Annotated in this window: 19 protein-coding genes and 1 pseudogene; 11 read left to right on the top strand and 9 right to left on the bottom strand. The window is 63.8% G+C overall.

Annotated features, from left to right (window positions below):
• Positions 1-9: 9 nt before the first annotated feature.
• The gene (locus H582_RS0106895; RefSeq protein ID WP_373864128.1) at positions 10-1,620 is read left to right on the top strand and encodes an extracellular solute-binding protein; all 1,611 of its coding nucleotides are present in this window, start codon (positions 10-12) and stop codon (positions 1,618-1,620) included.
• An 86-nt stretch (positions 1,621-1,706) separates the two neighbouring features.
• Here the strand turns inward: H582_RS0106895 and H582_RS0106890 are convergent, their stop codons facing one another.
• On the bottom strand, positions 1,707-3,938 hold the full coding sequence (locus H582_RS0106890) for an AraC family transcriptional regulator (RefSeq protein WP_164820172.1): 2,232 nt from the start codon (positions 3,936-3,938) through the stop codon (positions 1,707-1,709).
• 276 nt (positions 3,939-4,214) lie between these two features.
• On the opposite strand from H582_RS0106890, the gene H582_RS0106885 reads away from it, so the two are divergent.
• Positions 4,215-5,468 (top strand): FAD-binding protein, encoded by a 1,254-nt coding sequence (locus H582_RS0106885; protein WP_028597951.1) that lies wholly within the window; start codon positions 4,215-4,217, stop codon positions 5,466-5,468.
• 129 nt (positions 5,469-5,597) lie between these two features.
• Here the strand turns inward: H582_RS0106885 and H582_RS0106880 are convergent, their stop codons facing one another.
• Positions 5,598-7,079: a carboxylesterase/lipase family protein gene (locus H582_RS0106880; RefSeq protein WP_028597950.1), complete on the bottom strand. Its 1,482-nt coding sequence runs from the start codon at positions 7,077-7,079 to the stop codon at positions 5,598-5,600.
• Positions 7,080-7,212: 133 nt separating this feature from the next.
• Between H582_RS0106880 and H582_RS0106875 the strand changes: the two genes are divergently transcribed.
• From H582_RS0106875 to H582_RS0106860, 4 genes are all read left to right on the top strand, one after another.
• The gene (locus H582_RS0106875) at positions 7,213-7,923 is read left to right on the top strand and encodes a response regulator transcription factor (protein ID WP_028597949.1); all 711 of its coding nucleotides are present in this window, start codon (positions 7,213-7,215) and stop codon (positions 7,921-7,923) included.
• The gene (locus H582_RS0106870; RefSeq protein WP_043111032.1) at positions 7,920-8,861 is read left to right on the top strand and encodes a sensor histidine kinase; all 942 of its coding nucleotides are present in this window, start codon (positions 7,920-7,922) and stop codon (positions 8,859-8,861) included. Before H582_RS0106875 ends, H582_RS0106870 begins: the two co-directional genes overlap by 4 nt.
• A gap of 103 nt (positions 8,862-8,964) precedes the next feature.
• Positions 8,965-9,888: an ATP-binding cassette domain-containing protein gene (locus H582_RS0106865; RefSeq protein ID WP_028597947.1), complete on the top strand. Its 924-nt coding sequence runs from the start codon at positions 8,965-8,967 to the stop codon at positions 9,886-9,888.
• Positions 9,881-10,564: an ABC transporter permease gene (locus H582_RS0106860; RefSeq protein WP_028597946.1), complete on the top strand. Its 684-nt coding sequence runs from the start codon at positions 9,881-9,883 to the stop codon at positions 10,562-10,564. Before H582_RS0106865 ends, H582_RS0106860 begins: the two co-directional genes overlap by 8 nt.
• A gap of 96 nt (positions 10,565-10,660) precedes the next feature.
• Here the strand turns inward: H582_RS0106860 and H582_RS0106855 are convergent, their stop codons facing one another.
• Positions 10,661-11,458: a flagellar motor protein MotB gene (locus H582_RS0106855; RefSeq protein ID WP_028597945.1), complete on the bottom strand. Its 798-nt coding sequence runs from the start codon at positions 11,456-11,458 to the stop codon at positions 10,661-10,663.
• Complete coding sequence (locus H582_RS26365) at positions 11,442-12,263, bottom strand: flagellar motor protein (RefSeq protein ID WP_052333034.1); 822 nt, start codon at positions 12,261-12,263, stop codon at positions 11,442-11,444. The genes H582_RS0106855 and H582_RS26365 overlap by 17 nt, the downstream gene beginning before the upstream one ends.
• Positions 12,264-12,586: 323 nt before the next feature.
• Here H582_RS26365 and uvrB point away from each other — a divergent pair, with 323 nt between their 5' ends.
• Together uvrB and uvrA are read left to right on the top strand one after the other, a co-directional pair.
• The gene (gene uvrB / locus H582_RS0106845) at positions 12,587-14,590 is read left to right on the top strand and encodes an excinuclease ABC subunit UvrB (protein WP_028597944.1); all 2,004 of its coding nucleotides are present in this window, start codon (positions 12,587-12,589) and stop codon (positions 14,588-14,590) included.
• A 103-nt stretch (positions 14,591-14,693) separates the two neighbouring features.
• Positions 14,694-17,531, top strand: a pseudogene (gene uvrA / locus H582_RS26360) (excinuclease ABC subunit UvrA); the annotation flags it as partial.
• Positions 17,532-18,803: 1,272 nt separating this feature from the next.
• Here uvrA and H582_RS0106835 read toward each other — a convergent pair.
• The gene (locus H582_RS0106835) at positions 18,804-20,423 is read right to left on the bottom strand and encodes a nitrite/sulfite reductase (RefSeq protein ID WP_028597943.1); all 1,620 of its coding nucleotides are present in this window, start codon (positions 20,421-20,423) and stop codon (positions 18,804-18,806) included.
• A 394-nt stretch (positions 20,424-20,817) separates the two neighbouring features.
• On the opposite strand from H582_RS0106835, the gene H582_RS0106830 reads away from it, so the two are divergent.
• Positions 20,818-21,033, top strand: a complete 216-nt coding sequence (locus H582_RS0106830; protein ID WP_028597942.1) for a hypothetical protein — start codon at positions 20,818-20,820, stop codon at positions 21,031-21,033.
• A 122-nt stretch (positions 21,034-21,155) separates the two neighbouring features.
• Here H582_RS0106830 and H582_RS0106825 read toward each other — a convergent pair whose 3' ends face one another.
• Positions 21,156-22,124, bottom strand: a complete 969-nt coding sequence (locus H582_RS0106825; protein ID WP_028597941.1) for a sugar phosphate isomerase/epimerase family protein — start codon at positions 22,122-22,124, stop codon at positions 21,156-21,158.
• A 147-nt stretch (positions 22,125-22,271) separates the two neighbouring features.
• Here H582_RS0106825 and H582_RS26355 point away from each other — a divergent pair, with 147 nt between their 5' ends.
• Positions 22,272-22,943: a PIG-L family deacetylase gene (locus tag H582_RS26355; RefSeq protein WP_127464573.1), complete on the top strand. Its 672-nt coding sequence runs from the start codon at positions 22,272-22,274 to the stop codon at positions 22,941-22,943.
• A 42-nt stretch (positions 22,944-22,985) separates the two neighbouring features.
• On the opposite strand, the gene H582_RS33105 is transcribed toward H582_RS26355, so the two are convergent.
• The 3 genes from H582_RS33105 to H582_RS0106805 are packed head-to-tail and all read right to left on the bottom strand — an operon-like array spanning position 22,986 to position 24,316.
• Positions 22,986-23,108, bottom strand: coding sequence for a hypothetical protein (locus tag H582_RS33105; RefSeq protein ID WP_255309788.1), 123 nt, complete (start codon positions 23,106-23,108; stop codon positions 22,986-22,988).
• Complete coding sequence (locus H582_RS0106810) at positions 23,105-23,635, bottom strand: accessory gene regulator B family protein (RefSeq protein ID WP_028597940.1); 531 nt, start codon at positions 23,633-23,635, stop codon at positions 23,105-23,107. The genes H582_RS33105 and H582_RS0106810 overlap by 4 nt, the downstream gene beginning before the upstream one ends.
• Before the next feature lie 15 nt (positions 23,636-23,650).
• Positions 23,651-24,316: a hypothetical protein gene (locus H582_RS0106805; RefSeq protein ID WP_028597939.1), complete on the bottom strand. Its 666-nt coding sequence runs from the start codon at positions 24,314-24,316 to the stop codon at positions 23,651-23,653.
• A 556-nt stretch (positions 24,317-24,872) separates the two neighbouring features.
• Between H582_RS0106805 and serS the strand changes: the two genes are divergently transcribed.
• Complete coding sequence (gene serS, locus H582_RS0106800; RefSeq protein ID WP_028597938.1) at positions 24,873-26,162, top strand: serine--tRNA ligase; 1,290 nt, start codon at positions 24,873-24,875, stop codon at positions 26,160-26,162.
• Positions 26,163-26,172 lie beyond the last annotated feature (10 nt).

The following is a 26,172-nucleotide window of genomic DNA, read 5'->3' as shown; positions in this document are numbered from 1 at the left end:
AAAGGGAGGATTCAAATGGGAAGCAAAAGAAAAAAAGCGGTTGGCCTTCTTCTCACGACCGTCATGTCGATGTCGATCTTCACGGCATGCGGCAACAACAACGGCGGCAGCAATGCAGCGAACAACGGCGCCGCCAATGCGGCGAACAGCGGCAGCGCCGCCAATGATGGGGCTTCGAATGCAGGAGCCGAGCCCGCCGGCATCGATACGTCCAAGAAGGTCCAGCTGCAGTTCTACATGCTTGGCAACGCTCCGAAGGATCTCCCGAAAATCGAAGAGCAGATCAACAAGATGGCGCTTGAAGACCTGAATGCTACCGTCAAGTTCAACTATACGACCTGGACCGACTGGGATCAGAAGTACAAGCTGCTGCTCTCGACCGGACAGAACGTCGACCTGATCTTCACGGCGGATTGGACGCAGTATCAGCAATACGCCAAGAAAAAAGCGTTCAAGCCGCTGGATGAGCTGCTGCCCGTCGCCGCGCCGACTTTGCAGAAGTTCGTCCCGCAGGACATGTGGGAAGCGGTCAAGATCGACGGCAGCATCTACACGGTGCCGGCGACATACAAGGAGTACGTCACGAACGGCTTCGTATGGCGCGAGGATCTGCGCAAGAAATACAATCTGCCGACGCCGGTCGACATCGATACGTTCGAGGCTTATCTCGAAGGAATCAAGCAAAACGAGCCGAAGCTCCAGCCGGTCTCGTTCGGCGCGGACATCATCAACAGCCTTGCTCTCATGTATCTGGACATCGAGAGAAGAAACGTCGGCCCGATGCTCAACGGCATGCGCGCCACGTATGACAAGCCTGCGGAAATCATGCCGTACTGGGGCTCGGCGGAGCATCTTGAGGATCTGAAGCGGTTCCGGAGCTGGGCGGAGAAAGGCTACTTCTCCAAAAACGAGCTGAACGAGACCGAGACGATCCAAGACAAGCTCTCCAACGGATCGACGGCCGCCATCATGGGCGACAACCCGACCCGCTTCAATGCGACGATGGAAACCATGAAATCGCTTCATCCGGACTGGGAGCTCGGCTATACGCCATACGGCGTGACGAACGGCTACGCGACTCCGGTCCATCCGATCCATAACGGCTTCGCCATTCCGGAGAGCAGCAAAAATCCGGAGCGCGCGCTGGCGTTCTACGAGAAGATGGTCACCGACAAGCGCTACAACCTGCTGACTCAATACGGCGTCGAAGGCGTGAACTATACGGTCCAAGACGGCTACTACAAAATGCTCGGCGACTCCAACACGAACGGCTTCCCGCGCGAGGGCATGAACGGATGGGCTTGGCGCAATCCGGAATACATGCTGTTCGAGCCTAGCTATGACGGCGTGAAGAAGATTTTCGACGAGCTGGACAAAATCCAGAAGCCGGATATCTATACCGGATTCGCCGAGGACTATACGGAGTATCAATCGGAGCGCGCGGCGATGGAGCAAGTCATGAAGCAATACCTGCTTCCGCTGCTCGCAGGCCAGGTCGAGAACGTGGAAGAGGGCCTCAAAACCTTCATGAGCAAGGCGAACCAGGCCGGACTGCAAAAGATCCAGGATTCCTACAAGAAGCAATGGCTGGCTTACCTGACGGAGAAGGGCATTCAGTAAGAGCGAAGCGCCCGGCTCCCCCAGCCTGATCAAAAAAAGAGCGTCGGCAACGGATGGTCCTGCCATCCGTTGCCGACGCTTTGTCGTTACTCCGCCGATCCGCGGCCCGATTTCCGGAACTCCGTCGGAGTGACGCCGATTCCTTTCTTGAAGATGCGGTGGAAGTACGAGCTGTTCGTATAGCCCGTCCTTTCCGAGATGTCGGCGATCGACAGCTCCGTCGCCAGCAGAAGTTCCTTGGCCTTTTCGATGCGGACCGCATTGATCGTATCGACGATGGTGGACATCGTCTGCTGGCGGTAGACGCGGCTGATATGGTAGGTCGACATCTTCAGCTCCTCGGCCACATAGTTGAGGCTCAGGTTCGGCTCATGGAACCGGCTCTGGATGATGTCGTTGATTTTGCGGATGAGGTCGTCCTGCTTGCTGCTGCGCTTCTCCACGAGCTTCGTCTTCAGCTGGTCGAAGAACCGATGGAACGCCTCCGTCATCTCCTCCAGCGTCTCGTAGCGCTCGATGCGCGGAATGACGAGCTCGCCGAGACCGAGCGGAAGCGAGCCGTTCCGCTCGATCTCCATGAGCATGTTGTCGAGCGTGACGGACAGATGCGTCGCCGCGGAGTGCGCGACCGGGAACGAGTAGGGCACCGTCTCCTGCATGATGGCGTCGAACAGCGCTTTCGCTTCCTCGGTCTTGCCTCCCGCCAGCGCTTCGATCATCCGCTTCTCTTTGCCGATCGGGAAGCAGTATTTCGCCTCCGATTGAAGCAGGTCGGCCTCGATGATCGCGCCTCTTCCGGCAAAGAAGCGCTGGTTGGAAGCCTCTTTGGCCAGCTTGAACCGATCGTGGAGCTCATGCGGGTTGCTGGATACCGGCGTCAAGGCGATCGTAAGCCCGATCCGGATATACTCCATGCAGGCGTTCTGGATGTCCTTGAGCATGAGCTCATGCTCGCTCCAGTCGAAGGGCTGGTCCTCGAACGTATTGATCAGCATCAGCATGCTGTCCTCGTCCAAGTCGATGGAGTCCACGATATACTGCCTGGAGCAGATTTCCGTCGCGATATTCATGATGGCGAACTTGTACGTCAGCAGATCCTTCGGGTTCATCTCCTTCAGCTCATCGAACCGGTCGATCCGCAAATAGGCGAGACGGTAAGGCTTGGTGAAATCGAAGGAGATGCCCATTTTCTTCAGCTTCTCCGCCTGCAGGTCGGCGTTGAACTCCTGGATCTGGATGAGCTTGCGCATCGTATTTTGCCGGAGCGTATAGCTGCTGTTGCGCTTCTCCGACTCCAGATCCTTCATCCGGTTTTTGATCTTGTCGATCGGGACGTAGAGGAACTTGGATACGAGCCAGGCGAGGCAGATCCCGACGGCAAGCACGATGCAGGCGATGAGCAGCGTCGTCCAGCCGATGCCGCTCAGCTTCTTCGTAATTTCGCTGTAAGGCGTGACGCGGACGTACTGCCAGTTGAACGCATCCGGCGCGGTATAGGTGACGAGCGATTTTTCGCCTTCGAAGCGGGTGACGCGGTAGCCGAGCTCCTCCTTTTCCACCAGCTGTCCGATCAAGGTCCGATCCGAGTCGCCGAGCGGTACAGGCCGCAGGTCGCGAGCCGACAGCACCTTGCCGTGATCGTCGATATAGAGCGTCTGGTCGTTGCCGGACAGATGCTGGCCGAGCTCCTGATTGATCCAGGATGCGGATATGTTGACGATGACGGCCGAGTTGATCGTCTGGCTCGTTCCGATCGCGTCGTAGCACAGATAGGAGTAGACGCTGGTCTCCTCCATGCTGCGGTCGCTGGCCGCGATGATCCGCGGCACCGGGGCGAACGGCTGGTAGTCCTCGTAGTTTTTCAGGATCTGAGCGATGCTCTTGTCCTTGAGCAGATGCTCCGGCACGATTCCTTTCTGTCCGTTCTGGCTCGTGATGTAGTAGAGGCCGGAGGCCGGATTATAGACGTAGATCGAATGGATGAAGGGCATGGTCGTCAAGTAGTTGCTCAGATCGATCATCGCCGCTTGCGTATCGAAAGGATTGGGCTTGCTGTAGTACAGCAGCTTGGAGATGGCGCTGTTGCGATAGATTTGAAAGGCGAGCGTCTGCGCGTTGTCTGTCGTCTTGGCGACGGTCCTGCTCGTATCGCGCAAGTTCGCGAGGTTGGACTCGAACGCGTCGTTCTGCAGAATTCGGGCAAATGTGATGTAATAAATGGAAGAGCTGACGAAGATGGCGACCACGATGCACAGCGTGATGCCGATCAGCAGCTTGACGTAGAGCTGATCGCTCCGTCGGATTCGATTCAATCGCATAGCGGACCCCCCTTGCTGTTTCCCGCGACTCGATGCCGGAATGACCTTCATTATAGCTTGTGCGATATGACTTCAACAGTGATCGGATCGTTGATCTGTGCACGATCGCGACATTTTGCGTGTGTACAAACGAGGGGTTTCTATACAATTCTGCGAAATCGGCTCCGGCAGAGCCCGCAGGCGCGGCGCTCTTTTCGGGGGCCGGTAGGGATTCCGTCGAAGAGAGCCGAAGTAGTACCGATCAGCAGGACTCAACCGAGAGGACGTGGATGGAAGATGGCGAAAGAGCGCAACTGGGCAGGGAACTATACGTACGGAGCGGCGGAGCTGCTCGTGCCGGAGAGCGTGGAGGAGGCGCGGGACATGGTCGCCCGCAGTCCGAGGGTGAAGGCGCTCGGCTCCCGGCATTCGTTCAACGGCATCGCCGATACGGCCGGCAGCCTGATCTCCATAGAAAAGCTGAACCGGCTCGTGTCGCTTGACGCCGAGCGCCGGACGGTGACGGTCGAGGGCGGCATCCGCTACGGCGATCTGGCGCGCCAGCTCGATGCCGCAGGCTTCGCGCTGCATAATCTGGCCTCGCTGCCGCATATCTCCGTGGCCGGCGCGGTCGCCACGGCGACGCATGGCTCGGGAGTGCGGCACGGCAATCTGGCGACGGCGGTGCGCGGGCTGGAGCTGATCGCGGCCGACGGCGCGCTGCAGCGGCTGACGCGGGAGGACGCCGCATTCGAGGGCGCGGTCGTCGGCCTCGGCGGACTTGGCGTCGTCGCCCGCCTGACGCTCGACGTCGTGCCCGCGTTCGAGATGAGCCAGCGCGTGTACGAGGACCTGCCGGCCGAGCGGCTGGAGGCGGCCTTCGACGAGATCCTCTCCGCGGCGTACAGCGTCAGCCTGTTCACCGACTGGACCTCCTCCGCGATCAACCAGGTGTGGATCAAGCACCGCGTCGGCGATTCCGAGACGCTCGATCCGGCCGAGCCTTTCCACGGCGCGGCGCCGGCGGGCGGGCCGCGCCATCCGGTGCCGGGCCACTCGGGCGAGGTGTGCAGCGGCCAGCTCGGCGCCGTCGGTCCTTGGCATGAGCGGCTGCCGCATTTTCGCATGGACTTCACCCCAAGCGCGGGCGAGGAGCTGCAGACGGAGTATTTCGTGCCCCGGGAGCGGGCGCTGGAGGCGCTGCAGGCGCTTGGCCGCCTGCGCGAGCGGATCGCGCCGCTGCTGTTCATCTCGGAGGTGCGCACGATCGCGGCGGACCGCCTGTGGATGAGCCCTTGCCACGGCCGCGATTCCGTCGGCATCCACTTCACCTGGAAGCCGCTCGGCGAAGCGGTCGCCCGGCTGCTGCCCGAGCTCGAGTCGGCGCTGCGCCCGTTCGGCGCGCGGCCGCACTGGGCCAAGCTGTTCGCGCTGCCGCCCGCGGAGGTGCGGGAGCAGTACGAGCGGCTGCCCGATTTCCAGCGGCTGCTGCTGCGGCAGGACCCGGAGCGCAAGTTCCGCAATGAGCTGCTGGAGCGTTACGTGTACTGACGGTGCGGGCGAGTTTGCCATCACGACCTGGAGGGGGAGCAGGCATGGACGGCGAGCTGGTGCGGATCGCCAGAAACGGAAAAAGGGACGCTTGAGCGTCCCTTCGGAATGTTATGGATCGGGCTCTGCCTAGCTCCGTCCCGTCAGCCGCGCCCGCTTGTCCGGCTCCGGATCGAGCGCGACGCGGCTGTCGGCGTCGAGCAGCATGACCGCGCGGCGCTCCGCCTCGTACGCCGGCCAGTCCAGCTCCGCCGTCGCGGGGCTGCCGCTGCGGGCGAATGCGAGCCAGGCGTCCATGGCGGCCGCCGACACGCGCTCCATGCGCTCGTCGATCGTCCAGCCATGCTCGCGCAGCAGCTCCAGGTTGCCGAGCACGAACGGGACCTCCGCCGCATGGAACGCCGTCTGCAGCACGGGATGGCCGGGCGAGACGAAGTCGTAGCGGTAAAACCAGACGCGTCCGTAGCGTAGCTGAGCCTCCGCCAGCTGCAGCGCCGAGCGGAGGAAGAACAGGTCGGTCATCGCCTGCTGCTGGCCTTCGGTCGTGCGCGGATAGTCGAGCACCCAGCCGGCCGCCTCCGGCGCGCCGGTGACGGCGACGTAGGCGCGCGCGTTCTGCTCGTCCGAGAGCAGCTTCATGCCCGGCCGCACGAACAGCGCGCCTTCATGCCGGTTGATGCCGACGATCAGGTCGACGCCGGCCGCCGAGCCGGCCGCGACCGCCTCCACCGGCGGAGCCGGCAGTGTCCGGCCGTCGACGACCGGCTGGAACAGCATGATCGCGCTCTCGCCCGCCGCGCGCTTGAGCCGGTCGGCCGCCTGCTGCAGCTCTTCCGCCGTCAGGCCGGCGAGCTGCTCCGGCGATTGCGCGCCGAGCATGTCCAAGTAGGCCTGGGCCAGCACGCGGCCCTGCTTGTCGGGCAGCGCCTGGGAAGCGCCGCTTTGCAGGATGGCGCGGGCGAACAGCCCTTTGGCGGCAGGCATCGCCAGCAGCGCGGCGATGCTCATCGCGCCGGCGGACTCGCCGAACACGGTGACGCGGGACGGATCGCCGCCGAAGGCGCCGATGTCGGCCTGCACCCATTGCAGCGCGGCGATCTGGTCGAGCAGGCCGGCGTTGCTGACGTAGCCGTCGGGATCGGACTCGTCCGCATGCGGCCCCAGGTGGAGAAAGCCGAGCGCGCCGAGCCGGTAGCTGATGCTGACGACGATCAGTCCGCCGCGGCGGGCGAGGCTCGCGCCGTCGTAGACCGGCAGCCCGCCGCCGCCGGTGACGAACGAGCCGCCATGGATCCACACCATGACGGGCAGCGGCTCGGCGGACGGCTCCTCCGGCGCCCAGACGTTCAGATAGAGGCAGTCCTCCGACTGCGGGATGCCGGTGCGCGGGATGCCGAACGAGCCGCCGGTCGGGTCGATCGGCTGCGGGGCGAGCGGCCCCGGCTGCGAGGCGTCGCGCACGCCTGCCCACGGCTGGGGCGGGAGCGGCCGGCGGAAGCGCCGATCGCCGACTGGCGGCTGCGCGAACGGGATGCCTTTCCACGCGCGCGTCCCGTTCGCGCGGATGCCTTGAAGCGTGCCGCTGCGGGAGCGGATGTGCAGGGAGTCCATTCGGTGTATCATCCTTTCGCTTGCCGAATCGTTCACTTGTTAAGGAGTATACCACGCGCGGAAGGCAGGGGTGAAATCCGCCCTGGCCGGATGGGACCGTCATCGCCAAGCGCGAATGAAAGGAGAGGAAGTCATGACGACGCGCATTCTGCTCGTCGAGGACGACGAGGAGATCAGCGGGCTGGTAGCGGAGCATCTGGAGCGGGAAGGCTGCGAGGTGCAGGCCGCGCTGGACGGGGAGGAGGCGCTCGCCCAGCTGGCGAGCCGCGAGTTCGACCTCGTGCTGCTCGATCTGATGCTGCCGAAGCGGAGCGGCATGGAGGTGCTGCGAGCGCTGCGGGAGACGAGCCTCGTGCCGGTGCTCATCCTCTCTGCCAAGGACAGCGATCTCGACAAAGCGCTCTGCCTCGGCCTCGGCGCCGACGATTACTTGAGCAAGCCGTTCTCCATGATCGAGCTGACCGCGAGGGTGCAGGCCGCCATCCGCCGGGCGACCCGCTACGCGGGCGCGCCGGCGGCCACTCCCGTCTCCGCGCCGAAGGCGCTTCGGCACGGGGAGCTGGAGCTCGATCTGGACACCTACTCGGTCCGGATCGGGGAGCGGTCGGCGCAGCTGACGGCCAAGGAGTTCCAGTTGCTCAAGCTGTTCCTGACGTACCCGAGCCGCGTGTTCACCAAGGAGCAGATCTACCAGTCCATCTGGGAAGAGGACTACTACGGCAACGAGAACGTCATCAACGTGCATGTCCGGCGCCTCCGCGAGAAGATCGAAGAGGATCCTTCCAGCCCCGTCTTCATCCGCACGGTCTGGGGCATCGGCTACAAGCTGGGAGAGCGGCCATGACGGCGGCGGTCGCGCTCGCCTTCGCTTGCGCGGCCTTGGCCGCAGCCTGCGCCTATCTGTACGCCGCGCGCCGACGGGAACGCCGCGATGCGGACGAGATTGGCCGCAGGCTGGAGAAGATCCTGCGGAGCGGCAGCGCCGAAAAGGTGCTGCTGCGGACCGAGCGCGCCGAGCTGCGCCGGCTGCTGCTGCAGCTCAACCGCCTGCTGGACCGCGGTCAGCGGACGGCGGCGGAGTTTTCCCGTTCCAAGGAAAGCTCCCGCAGGATGATCTCCAACATGTCGCATGACCTGAAGACGCCGCTGGCGGTGCTGCTCGGCTACACGGAGAAGCTGCGGCGCGGGGAGGAGCTGGACGCCGCCGAGCGGGAGCGGACGGTGGAGGCGCTGCAGGCGAAGGTGCTGTCCCTGATCGACCTGATGAACCGCTTTTTCGACCTCGCCAAGATGGACTCGGACGATTACGCGATGCCCAAGGCCAAGCTGGCGCTGAACGAGCTCTGCCGGCGGAACGTGCTGGAGTTCTACGAGCTGCTCGAGTCCGGCCGGTTCGAGGTGGAGCTCGACATTCCGGACGAGCCTCTCCATATGCTCGGCAACGAGGAGGCGCTGGGGCGCATCCTCCGCAACCTCATCTCCAACGCGATCCGCTACGGCGGCGAGGGAAAGGCGCTCGGCCTGACGCTCCGCGACCGCGGCGAGACGGTGGAGATCGAGGTGTGGGACCGCGGACGGGGCATCGCCGAAGTCCACCACGACCGCGTGTTCGAGCGGCTGTACACGCTCGACGACTCCCGCAACCCGCGCTTTCAGGGGAGCGGGCTCGGGCTCAGCATCACGAAGCGGCTGGCCGAGGCGATGGGCGGCTCGATCTCGCTGCGCAGCGTGCCCTATGAGCGGACCTCGTTCGTCGTCTCGTTTCCGAAGCTGAGCTTCTGATCCGCAAACGTAAGAAACTTGTCAGGATCCAGACAGGAATAAGACATCTCTCCTGACTAAGATGAGATCAGAAGCAAGGAAGCAGACGAGGAGGCGGGGCAAGATGAAGGACATCGTCCATACGACGGGCTTGAGCCGGACGGTCAAGGGAAGGAAGCTGGTCGCGGACGTGGAGCTGCGCATCCGCCAAGGCGAGGTGTACGGCCTGCTCGGGCAGAACGGCGCCGGCAAGACGACGATCATGAAGATGCTGGCGGGGCATATCGCTCCGACCGCGGGCGAGATCTCGCTGTTCGGCCAGCGGCTGACGCCAAGCTCCAAGTCGGCGCTGAGCCGCGTCGGCAGCATCATCGAGTATCCGGTATTCTTCGAACATATGGGTGCGATCGACAACCTGCGGCTGCATGCCGAATATCTCGGATTCTACGACGAGCAGGCGATCGCGCAGGCGCTGGAGCTCGTGCGGCTGAAGGACGCCGGAGCGAGGCCGGTGAAGGAGTTCTCGCTCGGCATGAAGCAGCGCCTGGGCATCGCCCGCGCGGTCATAACGAAGCCGGAGCTGATCATCCTCGACGAGCCGACGAACGGCTTGGACCCGGTCGGCATCAAGGACATGCGCGATCTGGTGCGGATGCTCAACCAGGATTACGGCATCACCTTCCTCGTGTCCAGCCACATCCTGAGCGAGATCGAGCAGGTCGCGGACCGGATCGGCGTCGTCTCGGAGGGACGGCTGACGACGGAGATGAGCCTCGAGGACATCGCCAAGCAGCGCACCGATTATATCGAGATCGCGACTCCGCAGGCCGAGCGGGCCGCCTATCTGCTGGAGCATGAGCTCGGCATCGCGAGCCTGAAGCTGCTGGGCGGAGGCAGGCTGCGCGTCTACGACCTGAGCCGCTCCCAGAGCGAGATCTCGCGGATGCTCGTGCTGCATGACGTCGAGATCGAGGGCATCCAGAAGCATGTCGGCACGCTGGAGGATTATTTCTATCACCAGATCACGGGGGGCGATCGCATTGGCTAACTTGATGAAGCTCGAATGGAGAAAGCTGAAGCGGCTGAACATCGTCGGCGAGTACGCCGTCTATGTGGCGGTGATGCTGTTCCTGCCGATGCTGTTCGCCCGTTCGGTCAACGCGGACTTCGGCCAGGACTACGCCACGATTACGGGGCTGATCGTCTCGATGCATCTTTCGTACGTGCTGTTCGGAGCGTCGCTCATCAACCAGGTCGTCATCGACGAGTTCCGCAACCGGACGATCTCGCTGTCCTACGGCTATCCGATCCCCCGCCGCCGGCTGTTCCTGGCCAAGGCGCTGCTCATCTCGCTGCTCGTCTTCGCCGGCACGCTGCTGTCGTTCGTGCTGGTCGGCGTCTCGACGCTCCTGCTCGACGAAAGCTTCGGCTTCATCGGCGAGGAGCTCACGACGGGCGCCGTGGCCGGCTATGTGGCGAAGGCTGTCCTTCATTCCGCCGCGGTCGCCGTCATCAGCCACATCCCGCTGTTCGTGTTCGGCGTCTGGAAAAGGGCGACGATTCCCGCCGTGCTGATCGCCATCTTCCTGGCGCAGTTCCAAAATCTTTCCCCGCTCCTCGGCCTCTCGCTCGATCCCGTCCTGACGACAGCCGCGCTGTGCCTGCTCGGCCTGCTGAGCGCGTTCGCGGCGATCTCCGCGATCGAGCGCTTCGGCGACGCCTGAGCGCGGTCCGTCCCATCCGCCGCCTGCCGGCACAAAAACAAGCCCCGAGGGAGCGAACGGATCGCTCCCTCGGGGCTTGTTTGGATGAAAAGGGACTCAGCTGCCGCCCGCGTCCGCGCTCGCGCGCAGCACGGTGATCTCGACGCGGCGGTTTTTGGAACGTCCCGCCTCGGTGGCGTTGGAGGTGACCGGCCGCGTGTCCGCGTAGCCGGCGATCTCGAACTTGTCCGGGGCGAGCTTGCTCGTACCGATGAAATAGTGCAGCACCGACAGCGAGCGGGCGGCCGACAGCTCCCAGTTGTCGCCGTACTGCCCGCCGGCTCCGATCGGCAGGTTGTCCGTATGGCCCTCGACGCTGACCGTGTTGCCGAGCGAGCGGAACAGCGTCGACAGGCGGTCCAGCACCGGCGTCGCCTCCGGCTTCAGCTTCGCCTTGCCGAGATCGAACAGGAACAGGTCGTTGAGCCGGATGGCGATGCCCTTGGGCGTGTCGGCGACCGTCACCTTGTCCTGCAGCTTATGCTCCCGGATGTACGTCTGGATGAGCTTGAGCAGGTTCTGCAGCTCTTCCTCCTGCAGCCGCTTCAGCTGCTGCTGGGGCGACTCGGAGGCGCGCGGCTTGGCGCTATGGGACGGCACGGGAGTCGTTCCGCCAGCGAGCAGCTCGCCCGTCAGCCCCTTGCCGCCTTCGATGACGGAGTCGGACTTGGCGAACTGGAGCTGCAGCGACTGCGCCAGCACCTCGTACTTCTTCACGTCCAGCTGGCTCATCGCGTACAGCACGACGAAAAAGATGAGCAGCAGCGTGATCAGGTCGGAATAGGTGATGAGCCAGCGCTCGTGGTTTTCGGGCTCCGCGCCCTGGCCGCCCCTGCGGCTACGCCTGCGCCGCATTTTCTTCCGCCTTTCCGTCCGCCTTGCCCTGCGCCGGCCGCGCCGCCCGCCGCAGCGGCTCGTCGACGACGACGAACGACTGCAGCTTCTTGCGGATGAGCTGCGGGTTGTCGCCGGCCTGCAGGCCGAGAATGCCCTCCATCATCATCTCCATGCGCAGGATCCGCTCCTGGCTGCGCGTCTTGATCTTGGAGGCGAGGGGCAGATAGAGCACGTTCGCCGAGGCGACGCCGTACAGCGTGGCCGAGAAGGCGACCGCGATCGAGGAGCCGAGCGAGCCGGGATCATGCAGGTCGCCGAGCACGTTGATCAGCCCCATGACGGTGCCGATGATGCCCATCGTCGGCGCGTAGCCGCCGGCGCTCTCGAAGATTTTGGCCTGCTGCTCGTGGCTCCGCTCCTGCGCCGCGATCTCGAGCTCGAGAATCTCGCGCGTCAGGTCGGGATCGGTGCCGTCCACGACCATGAGCACGCCGTCGCGCAGGAAGCGCTCGTCCTCCTTGCCGGCATGCGTCTCCAGCGCCAGCACGCCGCCGCGGCGCGCGATCGTCGCCATTTCGACGAGGCGCTCGATGATTTCCCGGTCGGTGTTGCGGTCCTTGCGGAACGCGAGCCGCAGCGCCGCCGGAATCGTGCGCAGCCGGGCGGCGGGAAAGCTGACGGCGACGGCCGCGAACGTGCCGCCGAAGACGATCAGGATCGCCGTCTTCTCCACGAGGCCGTGGGCTTCTCCTCCTTCCCACAGATACCCTCCGAGCAGGGCCGCGATGCCGGCGATGATGCCGATGACAGTCGTCAAGTCCATGCGATGGTTCACGCTCCCGCTATTGTCGTATAAAAAAGGATGCGCTCTCCCGTGTGCAGGAGAGCTGCCGGGCGCCAGTTGTTGGCAAAGCTGTCTCGCCTTATTGCAAGCGGGTTTTCTACCCGGTATAATGAGGGACGGGAACAGACATTCTTATCGAGGTCCCGCCTGCGGATTCGAGACGATTCCTCTTATTTATCGGCCGTTTTGGGCATACAGATAAATAGGGATTTACTCATATAATAATAGATTTCATTCGCGGAACCGGGACTTTGGGACCAGGACTTCCGCGTCATTCATCGAGGAAGAGGTGAGCCATGCCTATGGCCGAGAAGGCTCAGCAGCCCAAGCTTTTCCAGCTGAAGTCCGACTACACGCCGCAGGGCGACCAGCCGGGCGCGATCAGCCGGCTCGTCGAGGGCGTCCGCGAGGGACGCAAGCATCAGATCCTGCTCGGAGCGACCGGCACGGGCAAAACCTACACGATCGCCAACACGATCGCGCAGCTGAACCGGCCGACGCTCGTCATCGCCCACAACAAGACGCTCGCGGCGCAGCTGTGCAGCGAGTTCCAGGAGTTCTTCCCCGACAACGCCGTCTCCTACTTCGTCAGCTACTACGACTACTACCAGCCCGAAGCCTACCTCCCGTCGACCGACACCTACATCGAGAAGGATTCCAGCATCAACGACGAGATCGACAAGCTGCGCCACTCCGCGACCAGCTCGCTGTTCGAGCGCCGCGACGTCATCATCGTCGCCAGCGTGTCGTGCATCTACGGCCTCGGCTCGCCGTCGGAGTACGGCAGCCTCGTGCTGTCGCTGCGCAAGGGCATGGAGAAGGGCCGCGACGAGATCCTGCACAAGCTCGTCGACATCCAGTACCAGCGCAACGATATCAACTTCGTGCGCGGCACGTTCCGCGTGCGCGGCGACATCGTCGAGATCTTTCCCGTGGCGAACAACGAGCGGGCGATCCGCGTCGAGCTGTTCGGCGACGAGATCGAGCGCATCACGGAGATCGACGTGCTGACCGGCGAGATCGTCGGCGAGCGCGACCATGTCGCGATCTTCCCGGCGTCCCACTTCGTCACCCACGAGGACAAGATGAAGATCGCGCTCGTCAACATCGAGCGGGAGCTGGAGGAGCGGCTCGCCGAGCTGCGGGAGAACGGCAAGCTGCTGGAGGCGCAGCGGCTGGAGCAGCGGACGCGCTACGACATCGAGATGATGCAGGAGATGGGCTTCTGCTCCGGCATCGAGAACTACTCCGGGCCGCTCACGTTCCGCGAGCGCGGCGCCACGCCGTATACGCTCATGGACTATTTCCCCGACGACATGCTGATCGTCATCGACGAGTCCCATGTGACGCTGCCGCAGGTGCGCGCCATGTACAACGGCGACCGCGCGCGCAAGGAGGTGCTCGTGGAGCACGGCTTCCGGCTGCCGTCGGCGATGGACAACCGGCCGCTCAAGTTCGAGGAGTTCGAGGCCAAGGACAAGCAGACGATCTACGTCTCGGCGACGCCGGGGCCGTACGAGCTGGAGACGTCGCCGCATGAGCCGGTGCAGCAGATCATCCGACCGACCGGCCTGCTCGATCCGATCATCGAGGTGCGCCCGACCAAGGGCCAGATCGACGACCTGCTCGGCGAGATCCGCGACTGCATCGCCAAGGACGAGCGCGTGCTCGTCACGACCCTGACCAAGAAGATGTCCGAGGACCTGACCGACTATTTCAAGGAAGTCGGCATCAAGGTGCGCTACCTGCACTCCGACATCAAGACGCTGGAGCGGATGGCGATCCTGCGCGACCTGCGCGTCGGCACGTTCCATGTGCTCGTCGGCATCAACCTGCTGCGCGAAGGGCTCGACCTGCCCGAGGTGTCGCTCGTCGCGATCCTCGACGCCGACAAGGAAGGCTTCCTGCGCTCGGAGCGCTCGCTCATCCAGACGATCGGCCGCGCGGCGCGCAACTCCGAGGGGCGGGTCATCATGTACGGCGACAAGATCACCGACTCCATGGAGCGGGCGATTTCCGAGACGCAGCGCCGCCGCGCCATCCAGGAGGCGTACAACGAGAAGCACGGCATCACGCCGCAGACGATCCGCAAGCGGATCCATGAGGTGATCGAGGCGACCAAGTCGGCGGAGTCCAAGTCAGGCGTGCTCGACGGCATCTCCGGCGGCAAGCTGACCAAGAAGGAGCGCCAGCAAGTCATAGGCCGCCTGGAGGCGGAGATGAAGGAAGCGGCCAAGAGCCTGCAGTTCGAGCGGGCGGCGGAGCTGCGCGACGCGCTGCTCGAGCTGCGGGCGGAGGAAGGCTGAGGCGGCCCGCCCGACATTCGGAGCAGGCGTTTTGGCCCGGCATAGATACAGGTAAGGCCCGGGCGTTCCGGGCCTTCCATTTTCGATAGGGAGGAACCCCACTGTGGCAAGCGATCGGATCGAGATCAAGGGCGCCCGAGCCCACAACCTGAAAAACATCGACGTCACCATCCCGCGCGACAAGTTCGTTGTGCTGACCGGCCTGAGCGGCTCCGGCAAGTCGTCGCTCGCCTTCGACACGATCTACGCCGAAGGCCAGCGCCGCTACGTCGAGTCGCTGTCGGCCTATGCCCGGCAATTCCTCGGCCAGATGGAGAAGCCCGACGTCGACTCCATCGAGGGGCTGAGTCCCGCCATCTCCATCGACCAGAAGACGACGAGCCGCAACCCGCGCTCGACCGTCGGCACGGTGACGGAGATCTACGACTATCTGCGCCTGCTGTTCGCCCGCATCGGCAAGCCGCACTGCCCGGAGCACGGCATCGAGATCACGTCGCAGACCGTCGAGCAGATGGTCGACCGCATCCTGGAGTATCCGGAGCGGACGCGGCTGCAGGTCCTCGCGCCGATCGTCAGCGGACGCAAGGGCGAGCACAGCAAGCTGCTGCAGGACATCCAGAAGCAGGGCTTCGTGCGCGTGCGCGTGGACGGCGAGCTGCGCGAACTGAGCGAGAGCATCGAGCTCGAGAAGAACAAGAAGCACAGCATCGAGGTCGTCGTCGACCGGATCGTCGTCAAGGACGACGTGCGCGTCCGGCTGGCCGACTCGCTCGAGACGGCGCTCAAGCTGTCCGAGGGACAGGTCATCGTCGACGTCATCGACCAGGAGGAGCTGCTGTTCAGCTCCAATCTGGCCTGCCCGGTATGCGGCTTCAGCATCGACGAGCTGTCGCCGCGCATGTTCTCGTTCAACAGCCCGTTCGGCGCCTGCCCCGACTGCGACGGGCTCGGCGCCAAAATGATCGTCGACCCGGACCTGCTCATCCACGACAGCTCCAAGACGATCGCCGGCGGCGCCTTCGAGGCGTGGGCGGGCAGCACGTCCAACTACTACCCTCAGTTCATGGCGTCCGTCTGCAAGCACTACGGCATCCCGCTGGACGTTCCCGTCCGCGAGCTGACGGACGAGCAGATGAAAAAGCTGCTGTACGGCACCGGCGGGGAGAAGGTCCGCTTCCAGTACGAGAACGACTTCGGCTTCCGCAAGGAGGCGTACGTGCCGTTCGAGGGCGTCGTCAACAACCTCGCCCGCCGCTACCGCGATACGGCGTCCGACTCGATGCGGGAGTACATCGAGGAGTACATGAGCGCCAAGCCTTGCGGCACCTGCAAAGGCCATCGCCTCAAGAAGGAAAGCCTCGCCGTCACCGTCGGCGGCCGGAACATCGCCTACGCGACCTCGCTGTCGATCGGCGATGCCAAGGACTTTTTCGAGGGACTCGACCTGAGCGAGAAGGACCGCATGATCTCCAACCTGATCCTCAAGGAGATCAACAGCCGGCTCGGCTTCCTCGTCAACGTCGGCTTGAACTACCTGACGATGGCCCGCGCGGCCGGCACGCTGTCCGGCGGAGAGGCGCAGCGCATCCGGCTCGCCACGCAGATCGGCTCCAGCCTGATGGGCGTCCTCTACATCCTGGACGAGCCGAGCATCGGCCTGCACCAGCGCGACAACGACCGGCTGATCGGCACGCTGGAGCATATGCGTAACCTCGGCAACACGCTCATCGTCGTCGAGCATGACGAGGATACGATGCTCGCCGCCGACTACATCATCGACATCGGGCCGGGCGCCGGCATCCACGGCGGACACATCATCGCGCAGGGGACGCCGCAGGAGGTCATGGCCGACGAGAACTCGCTCACCGGCCAGTACCTGAGCGGGCGCAAGTTCATCGCCGTGCCGGAGCAGCGCCGTCCGGTCGGGGACAAGTGGCTGGAAATCCGCGGCGCGCGCGAGAACAACCTGAGGGGCGTCAACGTCAAGATTCCGATCGGCGTGTTCACCGCCGTCACCGGCGTCTCGGGCTCCGGCAAGTCGACGCTCGTCAACGAGATCCTGTACAAGACGCTGGCCCGCGACCTCAACCGGGCCAAGGTTCGTCCCGGCGAGCACAAGGAGATCCGCGGCCTCGAGCAGGTGGACAAGGTCATCGACATCGACCAATCGCCGATCGGCCGCACGCCGCGCTCCAACCCGGCGACGTACACCGGCGTGTTCGACGACATCCGCGACGTGTTCGCCTCGACCACCGAGGCCAAGGTGCGCGGCTACAAGAAGGGCCGCTTCAGCTTCAACATCAAGGGCGGCCGCTGCGAGGCCTGCCGCGGGGACGGCATCATCAAGATCGAGATGCACTTCCTGCCGGACGTCTACGTCCCGTGCGAGATCTGCAAGGGCAAGCGGTACAACCGCGAGACGCTGGAGGTCAAGTACAAGGGCAAGAGCATCTCGGACGTGCTCGACATGACGATCGAGGATGCGACCGACTTCTTCCGCAACCTGCCGAAGATCCACCGCAAGCTGCAGACGCTGCTCGACGTCGGCCTCGGCTACATGAACATGGGCCAGCCGGCGACGACGCTGTCCGGCGGCGAGGCGCAGCGCGTCAAGCTGGCTTCCGAGCTGTACCGCCGCAGCACCGGCCGCACGTTCTACATCCTCGACGAGCCGACGACCGGCCTGCATATGGACGACGTCGACCGGCTGCTGCTCGTCCTGCACCGGCTCGTCGACTCCGGCGAGTCCGTGCTCGTCATCGAGCATAGCCTCGACGTCATCAAGACGGCCGACTACCTGATCGACCTCGGTCCCGAGGGCGGCAGCGGCGGCGGCATGATCGTCGGCACCGGCACGCCGGAGCAGCTCGTGCAGGTCGAGGGCTCGTACACGGGCAAATACCTCGGGCCGGTGCTCGAGCGCGACCGCGCCCGCACGCAGGAAGCGCGCGCCCGCGCGGAGGCGCTCCAAGTCGCGGCCGAGGTCGGCGCAGCGGCCGAGCCGGCGGCGGAGGCGGCGCCGGCCGCAGCCTCTGCGGCTGCCGGCGCCAAGCGCGGCCGTCCGCGCAAGCCCGCCGGCGACGCTTCCGCGCCTGGCGGAGCTTCCTTGGCGGCGGAGAGCAGCGCCGCCTACGCCGCGGACGCCGCCGCGCCCAAGAAGCGCGGCCGCAAGCCCAAGGGCTCCGGCGGCGCCTGACGCCGGCCGGCCCAGTCCCGGCGGCCGGGAGGCGTCAGCCTGAGCCTGGCTTCCAGGGCGCGGCGCGAGCTGCCGGCTTCCGGACAGCCCCAGTCCCGGCGGCGCGCGAGCTGCCGGCTTCCGGACAGCCAAAGCCCCGGGGGCGGGAGGCGTCAGGCTGAGCCTGGCTTCCAGGGTGCCGCGCGCGGGCTGCCGGCTCCCGGCCAGCCCAAGGCCCCGGCGGCTGCGGCTGTCAAGCAGCGGTTCCGCTCAGCCCGGAGCTCTGAGCATTTGGGTCTGCCTCAGCTTTAAAAGCCTGCGCATCCTGTGGATGGATGCGCAGGCTTTTCATTTTGGCGAGCAGCGAGCTGGCGCCTGCGGGTCGCTGGCGACGCCGGCTGTTCCACGCCGACTTTTGCAGATTGAGCGGGCAATTTTAGATTCAAAGCTCTAACGACGGCTGGTGGGCTTAGAAACTCAATATCCTGTCTTTCTGGAAGCTAACGACGAATCAGACGCTTAGCCGGCAGAATGGGGCGGAATATCTCCGAAAACGGGTCGATTTCTGCGGCTAACAATCTGAAAAATCGTTAGCTGGGCGGATAGAGCCCAAATGGCCTTGTAAGCGTCTGACGCGTCGTTAGCTTTTGACCAACTGCAACGCCATCTGGCTCAGGATGCTCTGGAATGTCCGAAAACCGATTGGCTAGCGGAGAGAGGCGGGGAGCGGAGGGGATGGAGGGCTCCTGGAGAAGCGGCAGCGGTTCCCTTGAAGGCCAGATTCCTTCCGTTTCGGGAAGGGAGATCAGAGGAATCTGGGCTTCAGCGGAATCGGAAGGAGTCTCCATCCTCGGAGCGGCTTTCGCGGACGTGCCCCCCTGAAACTGATCGTCTTCGGCAACCGCCACGCAGCAATCCGCACGCAGCAGTCCGCCATGCAGCACTCCGCCACACAGCCCAACGCCGTGCAGCAACCCTGCCACGACAAAAAAGCCCGGCCCTCGAAAGGGCCGAGCTCAATTTCCAACACGAATTCGTTCAGCCGGCCGCCTTCGCCGCCAGCAGCTCGGTCAGCTTCTCCTGGAACGCCGGCACGCCGACGCGCAGGACGTAGGCATGGAACGTCTCGCCGCTTTCGCGGCCTTGCTTGTAGAACTCGATCAGCTCCGCAAGCACGGCCGGCACGTCGTCGCCCTTGACGCGGCCCTTGAGCGGCTTGTTCAGCACGGCGCCCGGGCCGAGGATGCCGCCGACGGCGATGTCGAACGCGTCGACCATGCCTTCCGGCGTCTTGACAAGCGAGCCTTGCAGGCCGATGTCCGCGATATGCTTCTGGCCGCAGCCGTTCGGGCAGCCGATGAAGTGGATGCGGATCTTCTCGTCGAGCTGCACGTTCTCGTCCAGGTACTCGGCGACGCGGCGGGCGCGCTCCTTGGTCTCGACGATGGCGAGGTTGCAGAACTCGTTGCCGGTGCAGCTGACCGTACGGCTCATGAACGGCTTCGGATCCGGCGTCAGCCGCTGGAACACCGGAGCGGCCAGCGCGGCTTCCAGATCCTCGTCCTTGACGCCCGTGATGATGATGTTCTGGGACATCGTCGTGCGGATCTTGCCCTCGCCGTATTGCTCGGCGATGTCGCACAGCTGCTCCAGCTCATCCGAGTTCGTGCGGCCGACCGGCACGTTGAGGCCGATGTAGTTGCGGCCGTCCTTCTGCTTGTGCACGCCGTCGAAGTAAGCGGCCTGCCAGCCGACCGTCTTGCTGATGCCCTTGGACGGCATGTCGCCGATCAGCTTGAGCAGCTCTTCCTGGAACTTCTCCGGTCCCCAGTCCGCCACGAGGAACTTGAGGCGCGCGTGATGGCGCTTCTCGCGGTAGCCATGGTCGCGGAACAGCGTCGTGACGCCGACGGCGACCTTGAGCGCTTCCTCCGGACGGACGAAGATGTCGAGCTCCTTGGCCAAGTAGGGCTTGGCGCTCAGACCGCCGCCGACCCAGGCGTGGAAGCCGATGACTTCCTCGCCGTCGATTTCCTTGACCGCCGGGGTGAAGGCCAGGTCGTTGATCTCCGCGTGCGCGTTGTTGTAGATGTTGGCAGAGATGGACATCTTGTATTTGCGGGGCAGGTTGGAAAAGTCGCGGTTCATGAGGAAGAAATCGTTCACTTCCTCCACGAGCGCCGTCGTATCCATCAGCTCGTCCTTGTCGATGCCCTGCAGCGGGTTGCCGACGATCGTGCGCGGGCAGTCGCCGCAGGACTCGTAGCTGTACAGGCCGACCTCCTCGAGACGCTTGAAGATGTCCGGCATGTGCTCGATGCGCAGCCAGTGGTACTGGATCGCCTGGCGCGTCGTCACGTCGATCAGCCCGCGGCCGTAGTCGCGGCCGATCGAGGCGAGCGCGCGCGCCTGCGTCGACGTCAGCACGCCGGAGTTGATGCGGATGCGCATCATGAAGTAGCCGTCGCGCGGCTTCTGCTCGTAGACGCCGGCCCATTTGAAGCGGTTCATATCGTCCTCGGGAATGGAGTCGTACCCTTCCAGCGCATACTTCTCTATGATCGTGCGGATGACGTCGAGGCCGTCCTTCTCGATCTTCCACAGCTCCATTTTATTCAGCTTGGACGGATCGCTCATCCAGGGCGTTTCGTAAGCCATGATCTTGAACCTCCCGGTCTAGTGGTGCCTGCATCAATTCCGATAAAAAAGGTGTGATTATGCTAATCCGATCGTACCATACCGGCGTAGAAATGGGAACAACGCGCGCGATGCCTGCTATAACGATTGCTGATGCAGGCGATCGGCTTTTTTTATAAACGCCAGGAATAGGAACATCGACTCTGTCGCAACCTATATGGTGACAAAATTGTGGCAAAGCGGTTACAGAGCGAAAACATCTTGCATCCTGTCCGCCTAAAAGATACCATAGTCTTATATGTAGCCATAGAGGGGGCCCCCCTTCGAGGAGGGATCGCCAAGCCTCGGAAGGCTCGCGCCGCGTCCGGTCGGAAGCGGTCTCAACCAGCACTTTAATCCGGGAGGTTAGCACCCCATGTTCCTTGCAGCAGAAGAGCTAGAAGCAACAAGCAGCACGTTCAACACCTTCGACATCTTCATGGTCATCTTCACCATCCTCATCGCCCTCGGCCTGGTGCGTCTCGTCGCGCAGAAGAAGAAGAACATCTTCGCCATCGGCTGGACGGCCGCTTGCCTGCTCGTATTCCTCATCGTCGACTTCTTCATGGTCAAGATCTGGATGGGCATCTAGGCTCCACAGCCGTACATAACGGCTCCTGCGGCAGGGCGTCCTGTCCGGACGCGAGCTCGACTCCGCAAAAAAAAGCTTCCCCGCGCTCGCAGGAGCCGGGGAAGCTTTTTTCATCTTGGGCCTTACACCCACCACATCTCGCCGAGCGGCTCGCGGATGAGCACTTGCTGCAGGTTGGCGACCGCTTTGCTGAAGCCTTCCTCGACGCTCATCAGGCCGTCCTCATGCTCGATGCTGACGACATAGTCGTAGCCGACCAGACGGAGCGCGCTGATGATGTCCGCCCATACCTTGAGGTCGTGGCCGAAGCCGACGGAGCGGAACTGCCAGGCGCGGTCGAGCATCTGCGTGTAGGACTGCATGTCCGTCACGCCGTGCTTGTTGACGTTGATCGGGTCGATCGTCGTGTCCTTGGCGTGGAAGTGATGGATCGCGCCTTCGCGGCCAAGAATATGGATGGCCTGGACCGGATCGATGCCTTGCCACCACATGTGGCTCGGATCGAGGTTGGCGCCGATCGCCTTGCCCGTCGCTTCGCGCAGGCGGAGCATCGTCGCCGGCGTGTGGACGGAGAAGCCGCCGTGCAGCTCGAGGCCGATCTTGACGCCGGCCGCTTCGGAGATGCCGTTGATCTCGCTCCAGTACGGGATGACCTTCTGCTCCCACTGCCACTTCAGCACGTCCTGGAAGTCGTTCGGCCAAGGCGCGACCGGCCAGTTCGGATACTTCGCGTCCTCGTGGTCGCCGGGCAGGCCGGAGAACGTATTGACGACCGGCACTTCGAGCCGGTTCGCCAGCTCGATCGTCTTGCGGATGATCGTGTCATGCTCCGTCGAAATGGCTTTTTGCGGGTGCAGCGGATTGCCGTGGCAGCTCAGCGCGGAGATGATGAGGCCGCGCGATTCGACCGCCTGCTTGAAGGCGCGGCGCTTGCCGTCGTCGGCGAGCAGCTCGTCCAGATCCAGATGCGGGCTGCCGGGATAGTTGCCGGTGCCGATTTCCAATGCGTCCAGCCCTTTGGCTGCGATGTAGTCGAGCGATTCCTCGAACGATTTCTGAGCGAACAGAACCGAAAATACGCCAAGCTTCATAAGTGGAAAACCTCCCGATCGGGTGATGGTAGCGCTATCGTTTCAAACGAGTTCATTATATCATGCCCGCGGCGCTGCATTCATCCGCAGAAGCGGGTTGCGGCAAAATCGCATAAAAAGTGGACAAAGAAAGCGGAGGGATTGGAGATGGACGGAATGAAAACGCCGGTCGCGCTGCTGCTGGCGCATCCGGATGACGAGGCGTTCCTGGCAGCGGCGCTGTGCCGCCGACTGGCCGAGCGGGGAGAGCCGGCCGTCCTGCTGACGGCGACTCGGGGCGATGCCGGCAAAAGGGGGAGCGAGCTGGCCGCAGCTCTCGGCCGGAGGCTCGGCGAGATTCGGGAGCAGGAGCTCGCGGATGCGGCGGCCATCCTCGGCATCCGCGAGGTCGGACATCTGGGCTATCCGGACGGCAAGCTGGCCGAAGCGGACGAGCGGGAAGCGGTCGAGCGTGCGGCGCAGTGGCTGACGGTCCGGCGGCCGTCGACGCTGGTTACCTTTCCGCCGGATGGCGGCAACGGCCATCCGGATCATCGGGCGATCTCGCGGATCGGGACGCGGCTCGTCCGGGAGCGGCGCGTGCCGGGACTGGACCGGCTCGTCTATATCGGCTCCGAGACGCTGGCGCAGGAGGGCCGCAAGGAAGCGCTGGCGCTCGATACGAAGGCCGTCTGGCCGGCCAAGGCGGCCGCGTTGGCGGCGCATCGCTCGCAGCGGGACACGATCTCGGCCTACTTCGGCGATCTGTCGGAAGCGCCGGAGGCATGGCGGTTCGAACGCTTTTATCTCGCTTGGGAGGACGGGCGGGAGTGGCCATGAAAAGAAAAACGGCCTCGCTCGAAGCGAGGCCTGAAGGCAAGGCTATTTTCTCAGCTCCGGCGGCAGGGGCCGGGCGCCTACATTGAGTTTCTCCATGATCGAAAAAATCATTGCGCTCGTGCTTAGAAAAGCGATCATCCAGGCGGCCGCGGTCCGCTTCTTCATCGGTCCTCACCTCCTTTCCGAACGGGGAGCAAGGTCAGGGCCTGGGCGGCGAGGACAAGGGCGAAAAGCTCGGAGGAGAGCGCAAGATTCGCAGCTGCGAGCAGGACGGCAACGGCTTTGAACCATGGGCGAAGGCGGCGGGGCAAGCGCGTCGTCTCGGGGGCGGATGCCGGAGCAAGGAGGAGGAAGATCGCGAGCGCCCAAACCGTAAGCGCAGAAGCCGTCGGCGCGGCCAGCTCGAACCAAGGGATGGCGGCGTAAAGGGCGGCCGAGGCGAGGGCGCAAGCCCCGAGCGACTTGAAATGGAAGCCTCCGGTAAACAGACGCGTCAGATTGAACAGAAGCATGGCCGTCAGCGTCTGGGCCAGCTCCCCGGTCAAGAGGCCGAACGCCAGCGCCAGGAGGACCGTTGCCGCTAGGTTCAAGTATACGCCAAGCGCATAGGCGAGCACTTCGGCGCGCATCTTGCTTTCCGGAGAGTGCCGGATCAATCGGTCGGCGAACGCGATTGACCATTTCTCCAGCATGGCCTCACCCCTTGCTCATCTCTTTTTGTCCGTCTGGTCGAACAGGATCAGCATCGTGAACAGGACGATCAGCGAAATGGCATAGGAAAAATAGATCCATCCGTTCAAGGTCAAATAAAGCGTGAACATGATGTTGATCAGGTTGGCGGCGAGCGCGAGAGTCAGCTTTTCGTAGCGGGGAGAGAAATAAAGGATCCTCTCCTGGAAGTCATGCGGAGCCTGCGGCATGAATCGATAGCCTCGCTTGCCCAGACGGAGAGCGCAGGCGATCAGCAGGCAGGAAGCATCCGTAAGAAGCTGCAGGGCGAAGACGAATCCCGTATTATGGCTGGCGATGGCATCAGGCAAGAAATCGAATCGGGTGAGCAGGACATAGATGGTGAACTGCAGCGGCAGGAAGACCATGAGGCCGGAAGATACGATGATCATCGACCAAAATAGTCTGAATTTTAAGACAAGAACAAAAAAAAGCGCGGAGAGAGCGGTCTGCGCCAGCAAATCGAAGGCGGACCAGTTCATGACCATCCGATTCAGGTAGGAGAGCAGCGAAGCAAGCACGGCAACAAGGACGAGGGTCGGAGCCGCCTTGAGGACAGGAATGCGGAAGAGAGCGGCCGCAACAACCAGAAGGGCGAATACATCCATGAAGCCGAATAGAAGATAAAGAACATGATCCAACATGTACGTCAGGCACCTGCGCTTCCGATGAAAGATAGGTCGGCCGAAGCCGCGCCAAGAATGCCTCCAGTATAACAAGGGATGGAAGGGCTGACTATCAAAAAGGTTAGAATTAATTTACAAAGAATGCCTTTTACTATTTCTGGATCCACATGGATCAAAGGTGCATTCGATGATTTCTGAATGACAATCGCTGAAATTAAACGCAACTTACGAAAATATTGCAGCTGGATAGATTTAACGCGGTGAAAATGTAAAGCGAAGCATGCCTGGGCGAATCGGGTTGATGGCCGTATCGTCCTGTGCTATAGTGGTTCAAACTCCATTCGCCATCATGCCGATGAAGGGAATCCAACCCGGAGGCGCACTCGTCAAGAAAGCGGCCGCTTTCCTAAGCTTGCCGGCACCGCCCGTTACCGCGGAACCAAAGGGGATGGAATGCGCCGCATTCCGTCAAATTGGGTGGCACCGCGAGTCGTAAAGCGCTCCTCGTCCCAAGCGGACAGGGCGCTTTTTGTGTTTTCATCCACTACGGCAAGCGGAAAGGAAGCGAAGGACGATGCTGGATCTGGCCTGGATCAGGGAGCATGAAGAGGAAGTTCGCGAGGCGGCGCGCCGCAAAGGCATGGCGTTCCAAGTCGAGGAGCTGCTGGACGCCGATCGGCGGCGGCGGGCGCTCGTCGCCGACGTCGAGGAGCGCAGGCGCGCCCGGAACATGCGGTCGGAAGGCGTGGCCCGCTGCATGCGGGAGGGCCGGAAAGAGGAGGCGGCGGCGCTGCAGGAGGCGGGGCGCCGGGAAGGAGCGGAGCTGGCCGCGCTGGTGCCGCGGCTGGCCGCAGCGGAGGCGGCGCTGAGGAAGCTGCTGCTCGAGGCGCCGAACCTCGTCTCGCCCGACACGCCGCATGGCGCCTCGGAGGCGGACAATATCGAGCTGGCGCGCCGGGGCGCTCCGCCGGAATTCGGCTTCGAGCCGCTGGACCACGTCGAGCTGGCCGAGCGGCACGGGCTGGCCGATTTTGCCCGCGGGGCGAAGACGGCCGGCTCGAGAAGCTACTACTTGACGGGCATGGGAGCCCTGCTGCATCGGGCGGTGCAGCAGCTGGCCGTCGACCGGCTGCTCGCGGCCGGCTTCGAGCTGCTGGAGGTGCCGGTCATGCTGCGCGGCGGCGCGTTCGAGCAGACGGGCTTTTTCCCGGCCGGCGAGGATCAGGTGTATGCGCTCGCCGGGGAGGACCTGAGGCTCGCCGGCACGGCGGAGGTGCCGCTCGTCGCTTATTACGCCGGGGAAGTGCTGGAGCTGGACCGGCCGATCCGGCTCGCCGCCGCCTCGGCCTGCTTCCGCAGCGAGGCCGGCTCGGCCGGACGCGATACGCGCGGGCTGTACCGCGTCCATCAGTTCGCCAAGGTCGAGCAGGTCGTGCTTTGCCGGGCGGATCTCGGCGAAGCGGAGGCGCTGCTGCAGGAAATAACCGGACACGCCGCCTCGCTGCTCGAGGCGCTGGAGCTGCCGCATCGCGTCATGGCCGTCTGCGCCGGAGACATGTCGGCCAAGACGTACAAGCAATACGACCTCGAGACGTGGATGCCCGGGCGCAAAGCCTACGGCGAGACCCATTCGTCGTCGCTGCTGCTCGACTACCAAGCGCGTCGCGCCGGCATCCGCTACCGCGAGGCGGACGGCAGCCTGAGGCATGCCTACACGCTCAACAACACCGCGGTCGCGTCGCCCCGCATTCTCGTCCCGCTTCTGGAGAACCATCAGCAGGAGGACGGCTCGATCGCCATCCCGGCGGCGCTGCGCCCTTATTTGGGCGGCCGCGCCAAGCTGGAGGCCCCAGCCCGGAGCTAGCGGATGGAGC

The organism is Paenibacillus pasadenensis DSM 19293 (assembly GCF_000422485.1).
Lineage (GTDB): Bacteria > Bacillota > Bacilli > Paenibacillales > Paenibacillaceae > Paenibacillus_O > Paenibacillus_O pasadenensis.
Note: the sequence above shows the minus strand (reverse complement) of the source record. Positions and strands in the feature narration are given on the sequence as shown.